Origin of the sequence: Okeania sp. SIO2C9, assembly GCF_010672455.1 — a bacterium.
Lineage (GTDB): Bacteria > Cyanobacteriota > Cyanobacteriia > Cyanobacteriales > Microcoleaceae > Okeania.
This window is the reverse complement of the sequence record NZ_JAAHGO010000073.1, coordinates 22,103-43,955: the sequence shown is the minus strand read 5'-3', so window position 1 is coordinate 43,955 and position 21,853 is coordinate 22,103. Positions and strand designations below refer to the sequence as shown.

At 36.4% G+C, this 21,853-nt stretch carries 19 protein-coding genes and 1 tRNA gene; 11 read left to right on the top strand and 9 right to left on the bottom strand.

Annotated elements, in window-relative coordinates; all coding sequences use genetic code 11:
• Positions 1 to 162: 162 nt before the first annotated feature.
• The gene (locus F6K23_RS32660) at positions 163 to 2,895 is read right to left on the bottom strand and encodes a CBS domain-containing protein (protein ID WP_293163980.1); all 2,733 of its coding nucleotides are present in this window, start codon (positions 2,893 to 2,895) and stop codon (positions 163 to 165) included.
• Positions 2,896 to 3,176: 281 nt separating this feature from the next.
• Between F6K23_RS32660 and F6K23_RS32655 the strand changes: the two genes are divergently transcribed.
• Positions 3,177 to 3,344 (top strand): hypothetical protein, encoded by a 168-nt coding sequence (locus tag F6K23_RS32655; RefSeq protein ID WP_293163978.1) that lies wholly within the window; start codon positions 3,177 to 3,179, stop codon positions 3,342 to 3,344.
• Between the two features lie 15 nt (positions 3,345 to 3,359).
• Complete coding sequence (locus tag F6K23_RS32650; protein WP_293163975.1) at positions 3,360 to 3,953, top strand: Uma2 family endonuclease; 594 nt, start codon at positions 3,360 to 3,362, stop codon at positions 3,951 to 3,953.
• 145 nt (positions 3,954 to 4,098) lie between these two features.
• Here the strand turns inward: F6K23_RS32650 and F6K23_RS42390 are convergent, their stop codons facing one another.
• The 5 genes from F6K23_RS42390 to F6K23_RS32630 all read right to left on the bottom strand — a co-directional run bounded on the left by F6K23_RS42390 (position 4,099) and on the right by F6K23_RS32630 (position 10,108).
• The gene (locus F6K23_RS42390) at positions 4,099 to 4,332 is read right to left on the bottom strand and encodes a type II toxin-antitoxin system PemK/MazF family toxin (RefSeq protein WP_375340810.1); all 234 of its coding nucleotides are present in this window, start codon (positions 4,330 to 4,332) and stop codon (positions 4,099 to 4,101) included.
• A 118-nt stretch (positions 4,333 to 4,450) separates the two neighbouring features.
• Entirely contained in the window at positions 4,451 to 6,496 is a 2,046-nt protein-coding gene (locus F6K23_RS32645) for a tetratricopeptide repeat protein (RefSeq protein ID WP_293163973.1), read from the bottom strand.
• The gene (locus F6K23_RS32640; RefSeq protein WP_293163970.1) at positions 6,493 to 6,714 is read right to left on the bottom strand and encodes a hypothetical protein; all 222 of its coding nucleotides are present in this window, start codon (positions 6,712 to 6,714) and stop codon (positions 6,493 to 6,495) included. Before F6K23_RS32640 ends, F6K23_RS32645 begins: the two co-directional genes overlap by 4 nt.
• Positions 6,715 to 6,906: 192 nt before the next feature.
• Positions 6,907 to 8,154, bottom strand: coding sequence for a tetratricopeptide repeat protein (locus F6K23_RS32635; RefSeq protein ID WP_293163967.1), 1,248 nt, complete (start codon positions 8,152 to 8,154; stop codon positions 6,907 to 6,909).
• Positions 8,147 to 10,108, bottom strand: coding sequence for a phosphorylase (locus tag F6K23_RS32630; RefSeq protein WP_293163964.1), 1,962 nt, complete (start codon positions 10,106 to 10,108; stop codon positions 8,147 to 8,149). Before F6K23_RS32630 ends, F6K23_RS32635 begins: the two co-directional genes overlap by 8 nt.
• 542 nt (positions 10,109 to 10,650) lie before the next feature.
• Between F6K23_RS32630 and F6K23_RS32625 the strand changes: the two genes are divergently transcribed.
• The 5 genes from F6K23_RS32625 to F6K23_RS32605 all read left to right on the top strand — a co-directional run bounded on the left by F6K23_RS32625 (position 10,651) and on the right by F6K23_RS32605 (position 13,726).
• Positions 10,651 to 11,202, top strand: coding sequence for a hypothetical protein (locus F6K23_RS32625; RefSeq protein ID WP_293163961.1), 552 nt, complete (start codon positions 10,651 to 10,653; stop codon positions 11,200 to 11,202).
• Between the two features lie 405 nt (positions 11,203 to 11,607).
• On the top strand, positions 11,608 to 11,799 hold the full coding sequence (gene psbZ / locus F6K23_RS32620) for a photosystem II reaction center protein PsbZ (RefSeq protein ID WP_293056255.1): 192 nt from the start codon (positions 11,608 to 11,610) through the stop codon (positions 11,797 to 11,799).
• 186 nt (positions 11,800 to 11,985) lie between these two features.
• Entirely contained in the window at positions 11,986 to 12,567 is a 582-nt protein-coding gene (ribH, locus tag F6K23_RS32615) for a 6,7-dimethyl-8-ribityllumazine synthase (protein ID WP_293163958.1), read from the top strand.
• Positions 12,568 to 12,801: 234 nt separating this feature from the next.
• A tRNA-Gly gene (locus tag F6K23_RS32610) sits at positions 12,802 to 12,873 on the top strand.
• A 448-nt stretch (positions 12,874 to 13,321) separates the two neighbouring features.
• Complete coding sequence (locus F6K23_RS32605) at positions 13,322 to 13,726, top strand: hypothetical protein (RefSeq protein ID WP_293056259.1); 405 nt, start codon at positions 13,322 to 13,324, stop codon at positions 13,724 to 13,726.
• A 917-nt stretch (positions 13,727 to 14,643) separates the two neighbouring features.
• On the opposite strand, the gene F6K23_RS32600 is transcribed toward F6K23_RS32605, so the two are convergent.
• A complete protein-coding gene (locus F6K23_RS32600; RefSeq protein ID WP_293163955.1) occupies positions 14,644 to 15,459 on the bottom strand; it encodes an acyl-CoA desaturase in 816 nt (271 codons plus the stop codon).
• A gap of 541 nt (positions 15,460 to 16,000) precedes the next feature.
• On the opposite strand from F6K23_RS32600, the gene F6K23_RS32595 reads away from it, so the two are divergent.
• The 4 genes from F6K23_RS32595 (at position 16,001) to F6K23_RS32580 (ending at position 19,974) form a co-directional block, all read left to right on the top strand.
• Entirely contained in the window at positions 16,001 to 17,233 is a 1,233-nt protein-coding gene (locus F6K23_RS32595; protein ID WP_293163952.1) for a methionine gamma-lyase family protein, read from the top strand.
• Positions 17,234 to 18,062: 829 nt separating this feature from the next.
• A complete protein-coding gene (locus F6K23_RS32590; RefSeq protein ID WP_293163949.1) occupies positions 18,063 to 18,218 on the top strand; it encodes a hypothetical protein in 156 nt (51 codons plus the stop codon).
• Positions 18,219 to 18,328: 110 nt separating this feature from the next.
• Positions 18,329 to 19,516, top strand: a complete 1,188-nt coding sequence (locus tag F6K23_RS32585; RefSeq protein WP_293163947.1) for a transposase — start codon at positions 18,329 to 18,331, stop codon at positions 19,514 to 19,516.
• Positions 19,517 to 19,713: 197 nt separating this feature from the next.
• Positions 19,714 to 19,974 carry a hypothetical protein gene (locus F6K23_RS32580; RefSeq protein WP_293163945.1) on the top strand — a complete coding sequence of 87 codons (261 nt, stop codon included), beginning with the start codon at positions 19,714 to 19,716 and terminating at the stop codon, positions 19,972 to 19,974.
• A gap of 77 nt (positions 19,975 to 20,051) precedes the next feature.
• Here F6K23_RS32580 and F6K23_RS32575 read toward each other — a convergent pair whose 3' ends face one another.
• Both F6K23_RS32575 and F6K23_RS32570 read right to left on the bottom strand, forming a co-directional pair.
• Positions 20,052 to 21,089 (bottom strand): endonuclease/exonuclease/phosphatase family protein, encoded by a 1,038-nt coding sequence (locus tag F6K23_RS32575; RefSeq protein WP_293163942.1) that lies wholly within the window; start codon positions 21,087 to 21,089, stop codon positions 20,052 to 20,054.
• 75 nt (positions 21,090 to 21,164) lie between these two features.
• The gene (locus F6K23_RS32570; RefSeq protein ID WP_293163939.1) at positions 21,165 to 21,488 is read right to left on the bottom strand and encodes a DUF3593 domain-containing protein; all 324 of its coding nucleotides are present in this window, start codon (positions 21,486 to 21,488) and stop codon (positions 21,165 to 21,167) included.
• Positions 21,489 to 21,853 lie beyond the last annotated feature (365 nt).

Below are 21,853 nucleotides of genomic sequence, written 5' to 3'. Positions count from 1 at the left end.
CCCACACTCCCCATCTCCCCATCTCCCCATCTCCCCATCTCCCCATCTCCCCATCTCCCCATCTCCCCATCTCCCCACACTCCCCATCTCCCCACACTCCCCACACTCCCCATCTCTCCATCTCCCCACACTCCCCATCTCTCCATCTAAATTACACTGATGCTACCGAAGAGGATAATACCTAGCTAAAAACTTCTCAGCATCAGAGCGATCGCTCACCACCCCATCCAAAGTTGCAGTCAAAAGATCGTCCAATATCAACTTAAACTCACGTCCCGGTTTATAACCCATCGCCTTCAAGTCATTTCCATTCAAAATAGGTTTAACATTTGCCCACTGAATCAAATATTGCCAAACCTTACGTCGCACCCAACGCTCGCATTGTACCGCAATCAAAATCAACATCGGCAAGTCGTACTCCCTCAACAACCACACCACCTGACTCGGACTATTGCATTCTGGCAAACTCTCCATCACCTTACCCTTCGCCAACTCCAACTGCTCCAGTCGCTTCACACTATCCACAGGCAACTGCAAATTTTTCCCTACCAAACCCCGGTATTCAGACTCCAAATAAGCAATCAAAACCTCCAACCGCATTTGCCAGTGATATAAACTTTTCTGGGCATCAAAACGTTGCAGACACCTATCCATCAAACATACCTGCTGCCACAATTTCCGGTCTAACTCCATAGTTGGATGCAGACAACGTAACGCCCCCAAACTTCCCAATAACTTTAAAGCAGGTTTCCAATAATTAGCTTGCAGAATATATTTCAACTCACTTTTGAGTCGAGTTTCCAAAGCAGGCACCCTTCTATTTTTTTCCGTCTTCCCAATATTTTCCCGGTCATAAACCCCACTATTAATAGCGTAACGAATATACTCTTCTGTTTTTGCCTCAATTTCAAACCCCAATCTCACAGCAAACCGCACCGCACGATAAATGCGAGTGGGGTCCTCAATAAAACTATTAGCGTGTAACACCCGCATCTGTTTCCCCTGCAAGTCTGACACCCCACCAAAAAAATCAAGCAATTCTCCAGCACGAGGTTCAGTCAGTCGTGCTGCCAAAGCATTAATAGTAAAATCTCGGCGATACAAGTCTTGACGAATTGAACTTGCTTCAACTTCTGGGTTAGCTGCTGGATAAGGATAAAATTCTGTGCGAGCAGTAGCAATATCTATCCACAGGGACTCTAACACCAGGTCATTGTGCCAAAGTAGGGCAGCAGTTTGAAATTGACCGTGAACTTCCAAACGTGCTGTGGGGTAAATTTTTTGCAGTGCTTTTGCCAACTCCACCGCTGGAGCTTTTTCTGCTGACTCGGAGTGACAACCATCTACAACTAAATCTATATCTGTTAATAGTAGAGTCTCATCAAATTTTGATAATAATAAATCTCGCACCCCTCCACCAATTAGATATAGTTGCCAACCTTGTTTTTCTGCCAACTCAGCAACACAGGTGAGTAGTTGCCAAAGTTGAGGTGCAAGACGTTCTTGTAAAAGTTCGGCAACTGATTTACAAGTTTCACCAGGTATGCAACCAAGTTGTATATTTTGCAGGGGTTGTTGTTGATGCAATTCTCGTAAAACATCAGTGCGGGTGACTATTCCGACTAAACGGTTATTTTCCAACACTGGCAATCGCCCAATATCATAAGTAACCATCAATTCTTCAATTTCTGGGAGAGTGGTTTCTGGAGAAATAGTTTTGAGTTGGGGAGTCATGTAACCTTTGACTGGAGCATGACGAAAACCATGGTGGAGGGCGATGTCAATATCTCGCCGAGAAATAATTCCTACTAATTTCCCAGATGAGTCTACTACTGATAAACCTGAATGACCGTAACGTAATAGTATGCGGTGAGCTTCTTCTATAGATGTCTCAGGAGGAATAGTGCGAACTGGAGATGACATCAAATCTCTGGCGGTTGGTGGTTGAGGAATTTGATTTTTGAGTTGGTCTACGAGTTTGTCCAGGGTTGCTTCAGGGTTACTGTCTCGGAGACTAACTGCTGCTGCTCGTTGATGACCTCCACCACCGAGGGGTTGTAATAGTTCGCTGAGGTTAGTATCTGAAATACGCGATCGCCCGATAATACTTAAGCTTTTTTCTGTTGTGTCTTTGAGGGGGTGGGTATGACCTAGAAGGAGAGTGTCTATTTCTGTGAGGTCTATTAAACTAGAAGCTAAACTGGATAAACCGGGAACATATTCATCTGTGTGTAATAGTATCGACCCTATTTGATAATTTCTCACGGTGGAGCGTTGGATATTTTCCAGAGCTATTTTCAATAAATCTTGCAGTTGTGGTGACAAACCGGGTTGAATATATTCGGCGATCGCTGGTAAATTTGCCCCTTGCTGCATTAACCATGCTAAAGCTGCTGCATCTCTTGGTGTTGTATGGTCGAAGGTCAGGGAACCAGTATCTGCGTGGATACCTAAGGCCATAATTGTTGCTTCTGCTGGAGTTAAGATAGGGGTGGGTTTATTTTGGAGAGTCTGGAGTTTTTCTGTGATGAGAGTTGTGGTTGCTCCCACTGCTTCTATATAAGTTTGGGTAGCTGGAATATCGGTTTGAGTTTCACAGTGATGGTCGTAGATGATAATTTCTGATAAGTGGGGTAAGTCTAACCATTGGGCAGTTTTTCCGAGTCGGGAGCGTGTTTGAGTATCTACGATAAATATAGACCGGATTTGTTTTGGGTTGACGGAGCGGCGTTCGATGATGGCAAATTCGTCTCGATGGAGAGCGAGGAATTGTTTGACGCTGGGGTGACAACCGCCAGTTATTACGAGGCGACTACCTGGGTGGAGGTGGGTTAGTCCGACAGCGGCACCGAGGGCGTCGAAGTCTGCAGTTGTGTGGCATAAAATTATGTTCATTTTGGGGAAGTCAAATTAAGTCAAAAGTCAAAAGTCAAAAATCAAAAGTAAGATTTTATGGGAAGTCAGAAGTAAGAAGTTAGAAGTTTTAATTTAAGATTGGGTACTAAATATAGCATTCTACTTTATTATTATTGGAGATGTCTATTAGACACCTAGTGGAAATTAAAAATAAAATCAATTATTATCCATAAATTGTCAATTATTCCCCTCCTGGGAGGGGTTAGGGGTGGGTTCCCTATTCCCTGTTCCCTGTTCCCTCTTTTCTGGAGATGTCTATTATGTATCAGGATGAGATTGTTGAAGAAATTCACAGAATTCGTCAAGAATATTCTCGTTCATTCAACCACGATTTGGAAGCCATATTTGCTGATTTACAAAAGAAGCAAGCGGAAAGTGGCATGAAAGTTGTGAATCTATCTCGAAAGTCTGGTATAATAAAATATTAGAATAATAAAAAACTTATGATTGCTCAACCCCAAGATTATCAAAAAATTAGCCCAGAAGAATATCTAGAATGGGAAGCTAAACAGGAATTTCGCCATGAATATGTAGACGGTGAAATTTTAGCTATGACTGGAGGAACTATTCCTCATACTAAAATTTACCTCAATTTATATACAGCTTTAAGACCTCATTTGAGTAAAAGAGGTTGTGAAGCTTATGTTTCGGATGTGAAAGTTCAGGATAGTAAAAATAATCGTTATTTTTATCCCGATCTAGTAGTGACTTGTAATACTGAAGATTTAAAATCTCGTGACTTTATTAAACATCCTACAGTCATTGTTGAGGTGCTTTCCCCTAGTACGCAAAAATACGATCGCGGCGATAAGTTGAAATATTATCGTCAATTTCCTAGTTTGCAAGAATATGTTTTAGTAGATTCAGAATCAATATCTGTAGAAATTTATCAACGTGGAGAGGGAAAAATTTGGAATTATTGTGGGTATACAGAAGGTGAGTCTATTACATTAGAGAGTATTGAATTTACTTCAGCTATTGAGGTTTTATACGAAGGAGTTAATTTTGAAACTTCAGAAAACACAGAGCAAGCGTAGATTCGGTTAAGGAACGTTTGCGGAGCATTTCCAACGGAAAAACCCAACTTTACCAAAATAAAGCGCGTTTTGGGTTTATCCTAACGGATAAGCGACCCTAACACTGAGGTAGTCGATGGGATTGAATTTTTAGATATAGAATAATTTAACCTTCGTACTCTACAAGTAAAGCAATACCAGCTGATATTTTATCCATAACTTCACTAGAACAAACACCTATTTTCTTAACTAACCTTTGCAAATCCATTCCTCTTATTTGCAATAAATCAACAGTAGAAACTTTGCTTAAATTATTTTCTAAATCCGGTTCAATTTTAATGTGCCAACTATCATTATTAAAATAATTTTTCCAATCAGTAATAGGTGCAATTAACTTAATTGGTAATCTACCAATACCATCGGAACTAATGATAATCGCCGGACGAATCTTTCTAATTTATGCTCCAATAGTTGGGTCGAAATTTGTTAGCCAAATATCTCCCCGCTTGGGTAAATTATCATTCCTCATATAATTCATCCCAAGTTTGTAAATCTTGCCATTCTGTATCTTGCTGATAATATTCCAACATTTTTTCGGCTTGCTTTGCCAAAATTTTTCGTCTTTCTTCTAATGGTAATTTCATTAAATAACGGGTATCTTTTTCATCTATTTCTTGGAGGTAAGTATTGAACAATTTTTCTTTTAACTCCTGGCTCTCTTTTAGAAAAATTTCTAACTCCTGAGCAATAGATAAACCTTGCTTATAAAAATCATGTGCCAACTTATCATCGTTTAACTTATGATAAAGTTCGGCTAAATTATAAAGAGTTATAACTTCTTCGGGACGACTACCAATTTGGCGATAAATATCTAATGCTTGTTGTAAAGGTTCGAGTGCTTCTATATTTTGATTAAGTTCCATCAAAGTAGCACCTAAATTACATAAAGCAGTTGCTTTCATCGCAACAGCATCAATTTTTTCAGCAATTTGCAACTGTTGACGATGGTAATCTAATGCTTTGTGGTAATCTTTGAGAGCAAAGTAAACATTTCCTAAATTTCCCATTGCCGCAGCTTGACTGTTAGGACTTCCAATTTGTTTTGCAATACTCAAATGCTGCTGGTGGTACTCCAGAGCTAAGTCATAGTTACCCAAGCGATGAAAAACATTACCTAAACTTCCAGATGCTACTCCTATATTTGATAAATTACCTGTTTGTTTAGCAATATTTAAAGCTTTCTGGTAACAACTAATTGCTTGGTTGTAATTTCTTTGAGAATAATAAATAGTTCCTAAATTCTTCAATATCATTCCTTTATTAACTCGATCGTTAATTTTCTGTGCAATATTCAAACCTTGGTGGTAGTAATCAAGTGCCTGATTATATTTTCCCAGAGCATTATAAGCATTAGCTAAATTTCCCAAACTATGACCCTCTTCAGCTAGACTACCAACAGAACGTGCAACACCTAAACTGAGGTTATAGTAGTTAATTGCTTGCTCATAATCTCCCATTGAATAATAAGTAGCACCTAGATTTGTCAATGGTAAGCCTTCCCTACTGCGCTGTTTCATTTCCTTAACAATATCTAAGTGTTGCTTGTGATAGTCAATCGCTTTTTTATATTTTCCTGATAAGGTATAGACAACTCCTAAACCTCCTAGCGCCATCCCTTCGTTACCACGGTCTTCTATCTCTCTTGCAATTGCTAACTGTTGTTGATGATATTCAATAGCTTTCTGATATTCTCCTAAAGATTTGTAAGCTGTAGCTAAACCTCCTAAAGCTCTTCCCACTCCCAGAGGGTCTTCATTTTCTTTTATAATAGTTAAATGTTGCTGATAAGAATCAATAGCTTCTTGGTATTTTCCCATAGAATGATAAACACTCCCCAAGTTAGAAAATGCTCTTCCTTGACCTAAGCGATCGCTTCTTTCTTGAGCAATTGCTAAATGTTTTTGGTGATATTCAATAGCTTTTTCGTATTTTCCCAAAGAGTAGTTAACATTACCTAAACTTCCTGATGCTGTTCCCTCTTGAAAGCGATCGCCTCTTTCTTGAGCAATTGTTAAATGTTGCTGATGATATTCAATAGCTTTTTCGTATTCTCCTAAAAAATAGTGAGCATTACCCAAACCACTTAAACAAATACCATCAATTTCAGCATTTAACTTACCTAAAAGTTGGCTTTCCAATTTAATTCTTTCCGAAAAGTAGCCCCAAGTGGCTAATTGAATATGTAACTCATCATGGGTAGGAGTATTACATTTAATCCCAGTAATTTTATTAGCTCTTTCCCAGTCTTCTACTCCACACAAATGAAAAAATGTCTCTAACAAACCTTTAACTTTCTCTAAATTAGAACCCTCTGGATTAGGTTTATATTTCGTTAGCCAATTTATAATTGCTCGGTACTGACTCCTTTTACTACGGGGTTTAATTGACTTTATTTGAGTTAAATCAATACCAATTTTTTCCAAAATTGACTCACTCGAAGGTATCACATTAAGATTTTTAGAAGCAATTTTTTTTTGAGTATCTAGTTTTTCCTGATTATTCATTTGATTAATTTTAGTAATTCTAAACAGTTTTTTTCTAAAGGAAGATTGAGACTTCTTGACAAATATAAAGCTTGTGTAAGAAAAAATTCTGCTTTTTCAACGTACCCATATTTATAGTATTTTTGACCTAGGGAATAAATACAAATAGCTTCATTATACCTATCGCTAATTTCTTGAAAAATTCCTAGAGATTCTTCTAAATAATTAGAGGCTTTCAAATGCTCCAAAGAGTTGATTTGAGCTTCACCTAAATTACGAAGAGCAGTTGCCTCACTTTTACGATACTCAATCTCACGACTAACAGCTAATTGTTGTTGAGAATATTCAACTACATGGTCATAATCATTTTCTTGGAGATAGAAAATACCTAAACCTTCTAATGCACTTACTTGTCCTAGTTTGTTATCAGTTTAACGTGCAATATCTAAACTTTTTTGAAGATAGTAAAGTGCCTTTTTATTATCTTTAATAGCAACATAAGTGACACCTAAATCACTCATTACTAAACTTTCATTAATTCGATTTCCAGTGTTCTTTGCGATTCTTAAACTCTCAATATTAGCTTGAATTGCAGCATAATTATTTTCTAGAAAGCGGTACGTTTTTCCTAAATTATTTAATACATTTATCTCTGTTTGTATAGCTCCTATATTTTTACTAATAGCTAGACTCTTTTGAAGATAGTCAATAGCTTTATAAAAATCCCCAGTAGCAATATAGACTTTACCAATACCTGTTAAAGTAATTGCTTCCCACCAAGAATCTAATTTTCCGAAAAGCTTGAAATATAAATCCATTGCCTCTCTATAATAGCCCCAGGTTTGCAATTGTTGGTGTAATTCTTCATTCGTAGGTGTATCTAAGCGAATTAGAAGAATTTCTTTTGCTTCTAACCATGATTCCACTCCACAAAAATGAAAAAAAGTCTCTATGAATCCTTTTAATTTCTCTAAATTAGAAGAATTTGAATTAACTGAATATTTCGTTAGCCAGTTAACAATGGCTGTATAATTGCTTCTTTTCCACATAGGCTTGATAGATCTTAAGTTATCTTTATCAACATTAAAGGCAGCTAAAACTAAATCACCCGAAAAAGAATCACTAATACCTAAATTACATAGTGCTTTTCCTTCTTCTTTTTTATCTCCAATGTTCTGTGCAATTTGCCTCCATTGCTGACGATAATCAATCGCTTTTTCATGGTTTCCTAAAGCATCATAAGCATTACCAAGACCCTCTAAAAATCTACAATCCCATTGATAATCTATTTTTTCCAGCAAACTGCAATAAATACTAATCTGTTGTTTATATAGTCCCCAAATTCCTAGTTGATTATGAAATTGATAATCGGGGAAATTATTATCGACATTCATAGATAATATTTTTTTTACTTTATCCCAATCTTCAACTTTACATAAATGATATAAAGCTTCTATATATCCCGTTATTATTGCTAAATTTGATGGATTATTTTCTGGTGGTTTATATTTTAACAACCAGTTTTTAACTGCTTTGTAATGAGCTTTTTTCCAACGAGAAAAATTATAATTATTGTGCCTCAGTAAAACACTATCAATCTCGGATATTAACTGTTTTATTTGAATTGTAAAATTTGGTGGCCGAAGAACAGATTCATTAGAAGTTTTTAAGCTATTCATCTTCCTCATCTAATTTTTTTAACCTTTCCGAAGATACTCCACGAATTAAATTGTGTTGCCTTACTAAATATTCATTATTTTCATCAACTCTTTCCTCAACTAAATATCTATCTTTCAAAGCATCTAAAGCCATTTGCCACATATCTTTATCAATATCGCAATCTTCCAAATGACTTAACCAGAAATCCTCTGGTACTTCACAGCGATAAACAGAAGATTCACACAACAATAAATAAGCATCATGTACTCCTTCTTCTAAACGATTAAATGCCTTTTCTAAACGAAGTTCAACATTTCTGCGTAAATTTTTAGTAAATTTGTGTAAATTATACTGGTCATCTTTCGATGCTATTATTTCCTTCGTTTTTGCTTCCTCAATTGCTTTTTCTACCTCTTCAACTTCTTTTCCATACTTATTCCAATATCCTAAAACATTCCTATTAAAAGGAGGATTCACAATTTCACCAGCTATTATCCGTAAAGCTAAAGGATGACCTTCATAAGCTCGTCCAATTCTTTCTAAATAAGGTTTTCCTTCTGCTTCTGGACTAACATCCAATCCTGTTTTATTAAACAAGGCTAACTGTTCCAATTCTTCTAAACCACTTAAAGGTTGACATAACCAAAAATTTTGAGAACGAGTACCTACAGAAGGAATTTGTGCTGGTAAATCTTGGGAGGTTAAAATCAGACAACTTTCACAAGTATCAAAACTCAACCAAGCTTTAATAAATTTCACCCACCATTCATCTATAAAATCATTCCATCCTTCCTCTTCATTTCCCTGCAAAATGTTTTCTAAAGAATCAATTTGAATTAAATAACGATTCTCTTGTAAATGCCTTACCAAACGATCCATTAACATTTGAGCATCTTTACGGTCATCTGGTGTCACTACTTCACCAGATTTTTCTAATAATCTAGCTGCGACACTACCAAAATCAGATGTTTGTTCTTCATTATCAAAATTCTCTTGTAGATAATAATTCCAATCATAAAACCAGCCTTCTAATTCAACTGCTAATCTTTCTCCTAAAGCCGTTTTCCCTATTCCTGTAATCCCTACTAAAATCAATAAACGACATGAACCTTTAACTTTATTTGTTAATTCATTAATTAGACTTTCACGACCAACCCAAGCATCATCATAAGCAAAAAAGTTAGGAGTTCTTGGTTCCTTTTCTAGAGAATTATTAGCAGAATTTGAATTGTTTTCTTGCCCAACTCTAAGCTTTGATAAAACCTGAAATGCAAAAGCACTTGCATGACGAACAGCTACTTCTTGAAAACCTTCTTTATCCGCCCTACTTTTACCATCAATTAAATCAGAAATACCCCGAATAATTAACGCCGAAACCTGTTGATTAGCATGAGCAGCTTGCAAAATACCACGACCTTCCATTTCCACAGCTAAAGCATCACCATAACTTTGCTGAAGAAACTCAAATAAATCTGATTTTTTATTAGCAACTACCTTTTCTCCCGCAGCAATAGGAGCAACAAATACATTAGGTTTAGCTGAATCAGAAAATCTAGCCAACCAATCAGTTTTTTTAGCCTCAGCCTTTGCCAGTTGAATCATATTATAATTTGAAAGACCAACATCCGGCCTTGGTCTAAAAGTCTCAGCCACCTTTCCCGACTCATAACCATAAACCTTAGTAGCAGCTACCACATCTCCCAGTTGGACATCTTTAATTCCTCCAGCTACCCCAACAAACAGAATTACATCAGGATTAAAATAGGCGATCGCTCTCTCTGCTTCCATAGCTGCTGATAAATTTCCAGCACCAGTCTGGACAATAACCACTTCCCACTTTTGACTACCAATAGAAAATTTACCCCTCTCATAAATTGTCCCATTAGGGTGCATCTCCTCCGTCAAGTCACTAAGATGAGCGCGTACTGCCATATATTCGATACGAATTGCTGTTAAAATAACCGCACAAGCCATATCTTTTACCTAGTAATTGAACTGCTTTCTATTATGGCTAATTTATTTTGAAATGTGTAAAAATTAAACTGCTTTTCAATAAACTTTAACTCATTTCAAATACAGGTCAATTACTAATGCTTATTATTAATTTTATCTTCTGGCGATCGCTGATAATAATTTTAGGTTAGTAAGTCAAAAAATTAAATATTTGTAGTGCGGGTATCTTGCTCGCTATAGGAATATTTTATCAAAGTTGAATCTGCTGTATTATTGTTTGGTTTCCTTAGCGTCAACCCAACCTACTGTGTGAAAATTAAACTGCTTTTAGAGGAATTCTGAAAAGTTTTTTGATACTGAATTTTGCCCCCCGAGCAAGCCAACTTTGGGGGGAACAAGAGTCAATTTGCTTGCTCTAGTCCCCCAATTTTGGGGGATTTAGGGGACTTAGATGTAGCAAATGTGACTTTTAAGAACTCCTCTTAAATCAACTTTAACTTATTTAAAATACTGCTCAATTGCTTTTGTTACCTATTTATTACTTATTACAGAAAAAAAATTCTATGAACGACCAAAAACCAATACTTCAAGTTTTTCTACTAGAATATGAAAAATTGAAAGATGAACAACTCAAACGTATTGCCTTCCGAGACCAAATAATTTATCTAACACTGGGAATATTTGGCGGAATTCTCTCTTTTGCTCTATCAAATAAAACTAATTTTTATGCCCTCTTAGTTATTCCTTGGGTTTGCCTAATTCTCGGTTGGACTTATTTAGTTAATGATGAAAAAATCTCTGCTCTTGGAAAATATATTCGATTGACTCTCACCGAAAAAATCAAAGCACAAATAGATGATTCAGATATCGAATCTATCTTTGGTTGGGAGATTGCTCATAGAAGTGATGAAAGAAGAAGAAGACGCAAAATAGAGCAGTTAATTATTGATGAAATTACTTTTGTATTATCTGGTTTAGTAGCTTTATTTGCGTTCTGGTCTCTAGGTACAAATCTTTCTCTAGTAATTTATATATTTTGTGCTTTTGAACTTATTCTATTAGTAGTTTTAGGCATAGAAATTATTATTTATGCCGATCTAACTCAAGGCAGATAGATTTGAATAATTAAAAATCAATAAAATCTTAGTAGTTATTACTCAAAAAAAGACTCTGTATAGAAATTATGAAAAATTTGATAAATTTGCTTTTATTAATTTTACGCCAAACCTAGTTGTTAAGAACTAATCCTCTACTACCTACCTGTACAAAAAAATCACCACTCAAATTACCTTTTCTTTTGTGGCTTTAATACCCCACCGTCAACAGGGATGCTGAAAATTGTTTGGGGTTGCTAAGACACGAAGTGGCGTGTCGGAGACTATCCATAAGCAATTTTCCCTCCCGCCTTCTGCCTTATGCCTTCTGCCTTATGCCTTATGCCTTCTTCAAGATTACCATCGCACAACTTATGATATTCTAATTTTTTATAGGATGAGTTTGTTGTTATACCGGGAGAAAAGATGTTAACATTCTTGTTTCAATTTGTACTACTTCTATTAGTAGTCTTATCTTTTGTTTTAGTAGTTGGTGTACCTGTTGCTTATGCTTCTCCTCAAATCTGGAGTCAAGGCAAACCTTTGATCTTTATTGGTTCTGGTTTGTGGGTAGCACTGGTAATTGCAGTAGGTGTTTTGAACTTTTTGGTGGTTTAGGCCAACAATTTTGATTTGAGATTGATAGAATCAGACAATTCTATTGGGCAATACCCAGAAAAAACATAGTGTAAGAGGCAAGAGATAGCAAGTTAGTGCTTGTTACTACTTGACTCTTAACTAAACATTTATACTAAAAGTTATTAGCTTTTATCTCAAAAATTTAAGTAAAAAAAGAATTCTAATATGACAGTTTTCGAGGGAACATTTACTCAAACTGAATCCTTACGCTTTGCTATTGTGATTGGTCGCTTCAATGACTTAATTACTGGTAAATTAATTGAGGGTTGTCAAGATTGTTTAAAACGCCATGGTGTAGATCCAAACCCAGAGGGTACTCAAGTAGATTATGTTTGGGTCCCTGGTAGTTTTGAGATTCCTCTAGTCGCCCGTCAATTGGCCATGAACGGTGGCTACGATGCAGTAATCTGTTTGGGAGCTGTAATTAAAGGCCAAACTCCTCATTTTGATTATGTAGCTGCTGAAGTATCTAAAGGAATTGCCGCGGCAGCATTTCAGACGGGAGTACCAGTAATTTTTGGCATTGTCACTACAGATACTATGCAACAAGCTCTAGAGAGAGCTGGCATTAAAAGCAATAAAGGTTGGGAATATGCTATGAATGCTCTGGAAATGGCTAGTTTGATGCGTCAAATGAGAGGTGGTATAAATTCCTCATCTAATAATCGTAGTATTACTGGTACAACACAAGCCTTACCCATAACTTCAAACCATTTAGTAGAATCTGATGTATCTCCAGAAGCTTAACGAAGTCAGAAGTCAGAAGTCAGTAGGGGCGAACGGCCGTTCGCCCCTACTTAAGTTATTTTTGTAACGGGGATTTGAGCAAGGCTCCAAAAACCTGATCGCCTTAAAAGGTGGGGTTGCGCGACCCAATTATTTTGATAAACCAAGCGATCGACAATTTTTGATCGGAAAAAATCTGCTAGGGGGTTGACAAATAAAATTATTTGTGAAATGATAAAGTTATAGTTAAAAACTGCGGGTATAGCTCAGTGGTAGAGCGCAACCTTGCCAAGGTTGATGTCGCGCGTTCGAATCGCGTTACCCGCTTAATTGAAGTTGAAACTTTTATCTAATAGAGCCTAAGTTTGTCTATTAAATAGTTAAAACAATGAAATATCAAGAATAAAACTTCTTCCTTGATCCTTATTTACTCTTGCTTCTGCTATAAGTTAGAATTGGGATAATATACCTATGCTGATTATTAGATTGTCTTTTCTCTATCAAAAATTGGGCGAGAGGACTCCCGATAAATCGAAGATTATACTGGGAGATGAATCGCCACCAAGCAAACAATAAGCACCCCATCATCGAGGTGTCACTGCGGTCGGGCAGATCGTAGAATAAATTGACTGTGTAGGCGTACTGTCAGGGGCTGGCAACAGTCTAGATAAGTGCCATTCAAGCAGTAAACCTAAATCGTGAGGTTTGGGAATCTCCCATTATAATATTTGATTTAACGGGAGAGAATGTCAACAACGCCAGTTCTACGATTACTTTGCGACCTCAAAAAGCTCTGAAAATTGATTTGAATGGAGATTACCCCTGTCCATGTCGGCGTAGGGGTCACTTAATTGCAATAGCCCTGACAGATGCCTTTGGCTGTAATCGCTGTCAGCAAATATTTGTGGTAAATGAAAGTGGCGATACTATTGAACAACTCTCCACTCACTATCCCTACAAACCAGCTTGGCGATGGACAGGCAAACATTGGAATCGTGCCTATTCTAATTGGAGAGCACATTATTTACCAATAGCTCTAGTAATGATTTTAGTCCCATTAGTGATTTGGCTGCCTCTGGCCTTACACTCTCCTGGCTCTAATATAATTATTTGGGCACTGGTGGCAGTGGTTTTGGCTATGCTTCCTGCCTTGATTGTTTGGCTTGCTTACAGACGGTGACCTGAGTAGGGAAGTGTTCAACAATTAATAATTAATAATTAATAATTAATAATTACCTCTCCTTGAAAAGAAGAGAATTTTCTCAAAGGAAAATTTTTTGTTTTTTCTCCTTTTAAGGATAGACTTTAAACCTTAATTTTTCAGTAAACATAACAGTAATTTGGTAGTCCTGCTCGCGTAATGATATACAGGAAAAAGGAATACCCTTCAATAATTAATAATTAATAATTACCTCTCCTTAATAAAGAAAAGATAAGACTCAAAGGAAATTTTTTTCTTGTTTCTCCTTTAAAGGAGAGGCTTAAAACCTTAATTATTTGGTCATGGGAGCAAGATGCTCCCACTGTTCTCGTAACAAAAATAATTACAATGCACGACCATTACAATGCACCACCACCAAGTAATTAACATGAACTGACTAATAATTATCGAAAAGGTTATTATTTCTGTGTTAATTATTGAATAATTGAAGCTTCAACTAATTTTATTGAGCAGGGGAGTAGATAGCAGGGAATAGTGGGAAATTTCAGACATTTTCAAGAGAATGAAGAAGAGTATTTTTACAGCATATTCTAAGCATATAAAGTACAGATATTAACAATTAAATGTTTATAGTCCAGGCATCTTGTCCGCAATGGTTGTACCTCACTAAAATGGAATATGCTGTATTACTAATTAATGAGACCTAAGATCGCGCAGCAAAACGAAAAAAGATGAGATATTAAAGCAGAAAATAAGTAAACATTCCGGAGGAAATGTTTACAAAAATTACCCTATATGATGCTTTTCATATAGGGTGAAAAAATTAATTTAGGGTGTATAGCAGTCGAAGGAAAGGTGTTTGACAGTTCAAAAGTTTAAAACTCAGACAACGTAAGACTTTTCCTTCTTACTTCTTCTTTCTTCCTTCTGCTATGCTATTTGGTTGCTAATTTCACATCAGTTGCTAAACCAAAAACTTGTAATAATTGAATCATCATCCAAGTCGTATCAATTTCCCACCATTGCAAACCATGACGTGCAGAATACTGAAAAGCATGATGGTTATTGTGCCAACCTTCACCATAAGTTAATACGGCTACCCACCAACAGTTAGTAGAAGCATCACCAGAATCATAAGTACGATAACCAAACTTATGAGTGGCACTATTAACTAACCAAGTGCAGTGAAAAACAGCAACTATTCTAAAAAAAATACCCCAAACTACAAAAGGTAAACCTCCTATAAGGAAAAGTAAAATGCCAAAAGCAAACTGAATGGGAATAAAGTTATTTTGCAGAAATTTATAAACTGGATCGTCTGCTATATCTTTGGTATAGCGAGGAACTTCCGATCTGATTGGTAGATTATGAAGCATCCAACCCATATGACTCCACCAAAACCCACGATGGGAGTCATGGGGGTCTTGTTCATTATCTGAATGTAGATGATGAATGCGATGTAAACCTACCCAGTCACAAACTCCACCTTGACAGGCAAGTGTACCGCAAAAAACTAAGAAGTATTCTAGCCACTTGGGAGTTTTAAAGCTGCGGTGTGTCACCATACGATGAAAGCCTAATGTAATACCGAGGCCACCTGTAATCCAATGTAATAATAAGGCTAGGCCAACTGCAGTCCAACTAAAGTTACTGGGAAATAGGGCAAATAAGGCTCCAATGTGCAGAAATGCCATAAAGCCTATTATGCTCCAATCAAGGGAAAGTTTTTCTGATGTTGTTGAAATTGTCATGAAAATCTCTAAGTTAATAACTAAATAGCTCTAAGGGAGCTAGCTTAATCAAAGCAAGTTTATATGTTCGTATAGGATATGGAAAATATTTCGGTAATAACTACTTAATCTATATCTATTAATTGGAAGCAGAAAGTTAAAGAATATTCTTATACCAAAATCCAGGTATTTTAAGTGTTTAAGTTTAAATTCCTAACTAATAATACAGGATAATTTTTCTTAAACCAAGCTACTATAAATATACTAAATAAATATAGTAAAATCTCTAAGTTTTAGTAATTGACTATGAAAATTTGATTAATAAAAAAAGTAAATTACTATTTTTACATTGAGAAAAACACTGCTTTGTTTTTTGAGTTTTTTTACTTCAAAATTGTCATAGCTTTTTGATGACACTTTGTTCAAAAAAAAAAGCACAGCGTCAATATCTAAAATTAACTATTTGTTGAAAAAGTAATTTTAGATTTTATGGTGAATTTGAGTATTAACAAAAATTTACACTTCGTTTAGCATATCACAAATCAAACAAATTAAATTAAATATGAGCAGCACTAAATATCTACAAACAGCAGAACAAGACCTATTTCCCATATTTTCTGATATTGATAGCTTAGTCAAGCAAAATCTCAGACGAGTTATAGATGCTTTTCGCGAACATCGGGTAGGTGTCCATCACTTTGCAGGGGTTACTGGTTATGGCCATGACGATTTAGGGCGGGAAACTTTGGACAAGGTTTTTGCTCAGATTATGGGGGCTGAGGCAGCAGCGGTAAGAGTCCAATTTGTTTCTGGAACTCATGCGATCGCTTGTGCTTTGTTTGGCACTCTTAGGCCAGGGGATGAAATGTTGTCTGTGGTGGGTTCTCCTTACGATACTTTGGAGGAGGTTATTGGTCTGAGGGAGGAAGGTCAAGGTTCTCTGAAAGATTTTGGCGTTAGTTATCGGGAATTGCCGTTAACTGAGACTGGTGCAATAGATTGGCGAGGGTTGGAGTCTGCTATTACTGAGAAAACTCGTCTGGCTTTGATTCAACGTTCTTGTGGTTATTCTTGGCGAGCTAGTTTGTCTATTGCAGATATTGAGAAAATTGTCAAGATAGTTAAGGAACAAAATCCTCGGACAGTTTGTTTTGTGGATAACTGTTATGGGGAGTTTATTGAGGACCGGGAACCTCTTGTGGTGGGAGCTGATTTGATGGCGGGGTCTTTGATTAAAAATCCTGGTGGTACTATAGTTCCGGCTGGTGGGTATGTGGCAGGTAGGGAAGATTTGGTGGAAGCTGCTGCTTGTCGGTTAACTGCTCCTGGTATTGGTAGTAGTGGTGGGGCGACTTTTGAGCAGAATAGGTTGTTGTTTCAGGGTTTATTTTTGGCGCCTCAAATGGTGGGGGAGGCGATGAAGGGTAATCATTTGACGGCTTATGTTTTTGATAAGTTGGGTTATCCTGTTAATCCTCTTCCTTTTGAAAAACGACGGGATGTTATTCAGGGGATAAGGTTGGGTTCCCCGGAGAAGTTAATTGCTTTTTGTCGAGCTATTCAGCAATATTCGCCTGTGGGGTCTTATTTAGACCCGGTACCTGCACCGATGCCTGGATATGAAAGTCAGTTGGTTATGGCGGGTGGGACTTTTATTGATGGGGCGACTTCTGAATTTTCGGCGGATGGTCCTTTGAGGGAACCTTATGTGGTGTTTTGTCAGGGGGGGACTCATTGGACTCATGTCGCGATCGCTCTGGAGGCTGCTATTGAGGCGGTAGGTTTTAGAATTTAGAATTTAGAATTTAGAATTTAGAATTTTTTAATTAGGGATTTGCAACCTAGTTTTGTCAGGATGCAACTGAAAATCCTTTGGTGTGGCGATTTTTTTTCCTTCTATTGCGGATAGAACAATAGTAGTTTCATTTACTGAAGCTCCTGGAGGTGGTGGATGAGATTTTTTCTTCTATTGCGGATAGAGAAATAGTAGTTTCATTTGCTGAAGCTTCTGGAGGTGGAGGATGAGATTTTTCCTTCTATTGCGGATAGAGAAATAGTAGTTTCATTTGCTGAAGCTTCTGGAGGTGGAGGATGAGATTTTTCCTTCTATTGCGAATAGAGAAATAGTAGTTTCATTTGCTGAAGCTTCTGGAGGTGGTGGATGAGATTTTTTCTTCTATTGCGTATAGAGCAATAGTGCTTTCATTTGCTGAAGCTCCTGGAGGTGGAGGATAAAATTTTTCTCTTTTATTGCGGATATAGCAATAGTAGTTTTATTTGCTGAAGCTCCCGGAGGTGGTGGATGAAATTTTTCCTTTTATTACTATTGAACAATAGTAGTTTCATTTGCTGAAGCTCCCGGAGGTGGTGGATGAGATTTTTTCTTCTATTGCGTATAGAGAAATAGTAGTTTCATTTGCTGAAGCTCTCGGAGGTGGTGGATGGAATTTTTCCTTCTATTGCGTATAGAGAAATAGTAGTTTCATTCCTGGGGGTGGTGGATGGAATTTTTCTCTTTTATTGCGTAGAGAGCAATGTTAAATGGTTTCTATAATTAGGTTTAGTTAACTCTATAGGGGTTTATTCAAATAGATGATGATAATCTAGAAATTCCAAATATTTCTATGGAGAGAAATAAGTCTTCAATTAGTCTGTCTGTAAATCGGGAGGCTTTTACAGAGTTTGTGGTTTCTCTTCTGGGTAAACCAGAGTCGGTTGAGGGGTATGTAGAAGGTGCATTCGATATAGATATGGGAGGATTTGAACAGCTTAATTACTGAAAAAAATGGGTTTAAAGCCCCGTCCTTTCAAGACGGCTTTTTTGCCAAGTTAGTTGTCATTTTCTGGCTTTTAATGCTACAACATTATCGTAGGTAAAAACAATCAAACCATGCTGGTTTATGAGATGAAATTAGAAGGACAAAAAGTCCAATATGAAAGGCTAGATGAGGCCATTCGTACTGGTAGTTTTGTTCGTAATAGCATCATCAAAGCATGGATGGATGGGCAAGTTAAAAGTCGTAACGATGCCTACAAATACTGCAAAGTATTGGCAGACAATCCCAATTTTCCCTGGGCAAAAAAACTGAATTCAATGGCAAGACAAGCTCATGCTGAGAGGGCTTGGGCAGCTATTGAAAGATTCTACAAAAACTGTAAAGCTAAAGTGCCAGGTAAAAAAGGGTATCCTAAGTTTAAAAAGTATCAGGTTAGAGCATCAGTAGAGTACAAAACTTCGGGTTGGAAATTGTCCGAAGATAGACGTTATTTGGTGTTAACTGATAAATTTGAGGCTGGTACTTTTAAACTTTGGGGAAGTCGCGACCTTCATTATTATCAACTCAAACAAATTAAACGAGTCAGAATAATTAGAAGGCATGATGGTTATTATGCTCAGTTTTTGATTGACCACACCAGGGAGGAAAAAAAAGAATTAACAGGAAAACAAACGGGATTAGATGTAGGTTTAAATCATTTCTACACCGATTCTGAAGGTAATCAAGTCGATAATCCTCGGTTTTTTAGAAAGGATGAGCGCCAAATCAAAAAGCTACAGAAGCGTTTATCTCGTACCAAAAAAGGTAGCAAAAACAGGATAAAAGCAAGGAATCGGTTGGGTAGAGCGCATCTCAAGGTATCACGCAGACGTAACGATTGGGCATGCATTGCAGCACAGCACGTCATCCGGTCTAACGACTTGGTAGCGATAGAAAACCTAAAAGTGCGTAACATGGTGAAAAATCATCATTTGGCAAAATCAATTAATGATGCAGCTTGGTATAAATTCAGGGAATGGTTGGAATATTTTGGCAGAATTTATGGAGTTCCAGTTATTGCGGTTGAGCCATTCAATACTTCTCAAAACTGCTCGAACTGCGGTAAAAAAGTCAGCAAAACTTTAAGCACTAGAACCCATAGATGTCCCCACTGTGGTTATGAAGCAGATAGGGACGAAAATGCCGCAATTAATATTCTCCAATCTGCTCTCAAGCAACTATCAACTACCCCGGGGCGCGGGGAAAGTAACATCTCTGGAGAGACTGGCCTCTGTCTGGATGGGGAAACCCAATATAGATAAGCCGACTCGACGAAAGAGAAAATCTGGATAGTGATATTTAGAATCTTCTTGCCTTTGGGCAGAGGAGAACGTCAAATAATTGATGACAGAATAACAAAGCAGAATCAATCTGTGTTGGTAGAATTTAGAGCTAAGTTATTTTTGAATGATAATTCTTCACTTTCATTTAGTAAGTAATAGATTCAAAACAGGATATTATGTTATTTCCTCTTGCTTTATTTTCTGTTTTTACCTCTATTTTATTGGCTCAATTAATTCTTAGGTTAATTAAATTACCTACTTATCGTTTTCTTCTTTTTTCCGAAGCATCAAATAAGGAAAAAGAAAAATATTTTAGTAGAGTTAGTTTTTGGAGAAATTTTTGGTTAGTAACTGTCGTATTAGGTTCAATTCCTGCATTTTTGAACCGTATTCTGTGGAATTATATTTCAGAATGGTGGGGTAATATTTTCGGCTAACCCTGCCCAGAAAATATTAGTTGTGAGAATAGTTAAATCTTGTACATATAACCAATTTAAAAACCATAATAATTTCACTATTTTCTCAACACTAATTCCGCAACTAAAGGCAAATGGTCTGAACCTGTAGTTGACAAAACTTCAGCAGATTTAGAAACCCAATGATTTGAATACCAAATATAGTCAATTCTAAACAGAGGATAATTCAATTTCCAGGTAGAATTTGGTATCAAAAAATCCAGATGCCAACCCGCAGGCCAAGTTAAACCAAAACCCATTCCTGATACTCGAAAAGAATCATTTAATACTTGTCTTAAATAATAGTAATCCTGAGATTGTTCGCTCATATTAAAATCACCCGCCACAATAACTGGCAAACTTTCTTTTTTTAGTCGCTCTATTAAATCTTGAATTTCTAGCGATCGCTCATCAAATTCATATACTGGAATAGTCAAGAAAGGTAAAATTTTCCGAAGTCGAATCCAAGGTGAAATTGTTTGAATATTATAGATAACTATTAGCTGTTGCTTAATTTTAATAATTGCTCGTTGTTGAACTTCTGAATGACCTGCTAAGTGTAGATTTTCCTGAAATTCTATGGGATATCTGCTGAGAATTGCTGCTCTATAACCTTTAATATCATCTGAGGTTTGATAAGGATATTCAGCTTTTAATTTAGGAAAGGATTTTGTAATATGATTTCTGGTAATTTCTTGTAAAAATACAATGTCTGGTTTTTCTCGTTTGATTATTTCTACTAGAGTTTCGGTTTCAGTCTTATGCCAACTATTATTTAAGGAGAAAATTTTCAGAGATTGAGTATTTGCTGCGGAAATAGTTTGAGGAGAAAAATATTGTGTATGTAACCAACCAATAAGCAGCAGAGAAGCAATAGATGAAACTATCAAAAACCAACGTTTTTTGATAATGAAAAATGCTAGAAGTGGCAGAATTAATATTGGGAAAAGAATTAAAGGGATAAAATTTCCAATTAAAGCTATTAGCCAGAATTTATCCCAGAATATTAGTCTGAGTATGAAGTAAATTAAAATTAATCCTGAATAACTATAGACAAATACTTTGGTAATTATTTGCAAAAGTAAGAAGAGATTCATTTGCCCATTGCCTCCAAACCTATTTACAAAAAAAGTAAGATTTGAGTTTTTTCTTCCTTCTTCTTTCTTCCTTCTTTAAAAATCAGTTTTCCCTTCTTCCTTCTTCCTTCCTTCCTCTTCCTTCTTTAAAACAGCTTCCCTAAAACCTAGCACTAGCAAAATATTAGATAGTGTTAGAAATACTTCTGCACTACCATGTAACCAATCAATATTTGCTAAGGCTTCACTATAAACTTGTTTAGCATAAATTCCAGCGGGAATAGTTACGCCTACAAATACTAAAGTGCCATAAAATCCAATTAAGGCTAAACGGGGTGTTTTGCCTGAACGAGTGAGAAACCAAAGAAAGCCTAAATAGGGAAATAGAGAAAGAGCAAATAGAGTATCTTTAGAAATCATATTTTTAGGAGTATAAAAAATTTTGTTTTAGTAAGTAGCTAGTAGTCTAGAGTCAGGAGTGAGTATTTCAAAGACTCTAAATTTACAGATTTAAAACTATAACGTTATAGATTATCTGGTGTGGGATGCTGAAAAATAACTCACTTCTGAATATATGTAATTTGTCAAAAAATCATAGTCTCTAGTCTAAATTCAGTTCTCAGTATTCTAAATACTCTCTCAAAACTATAACGTTACAGATATATAGTCTGAAGCTCTGAAAAATCAATCACTTCTGAATATATGTAATTTGTCAAAAAACCATAGTCTCTAGTCTAGATTCAGTTCTCAGTATTCTAAATACTCTCTCAAAACTATAACGTTAT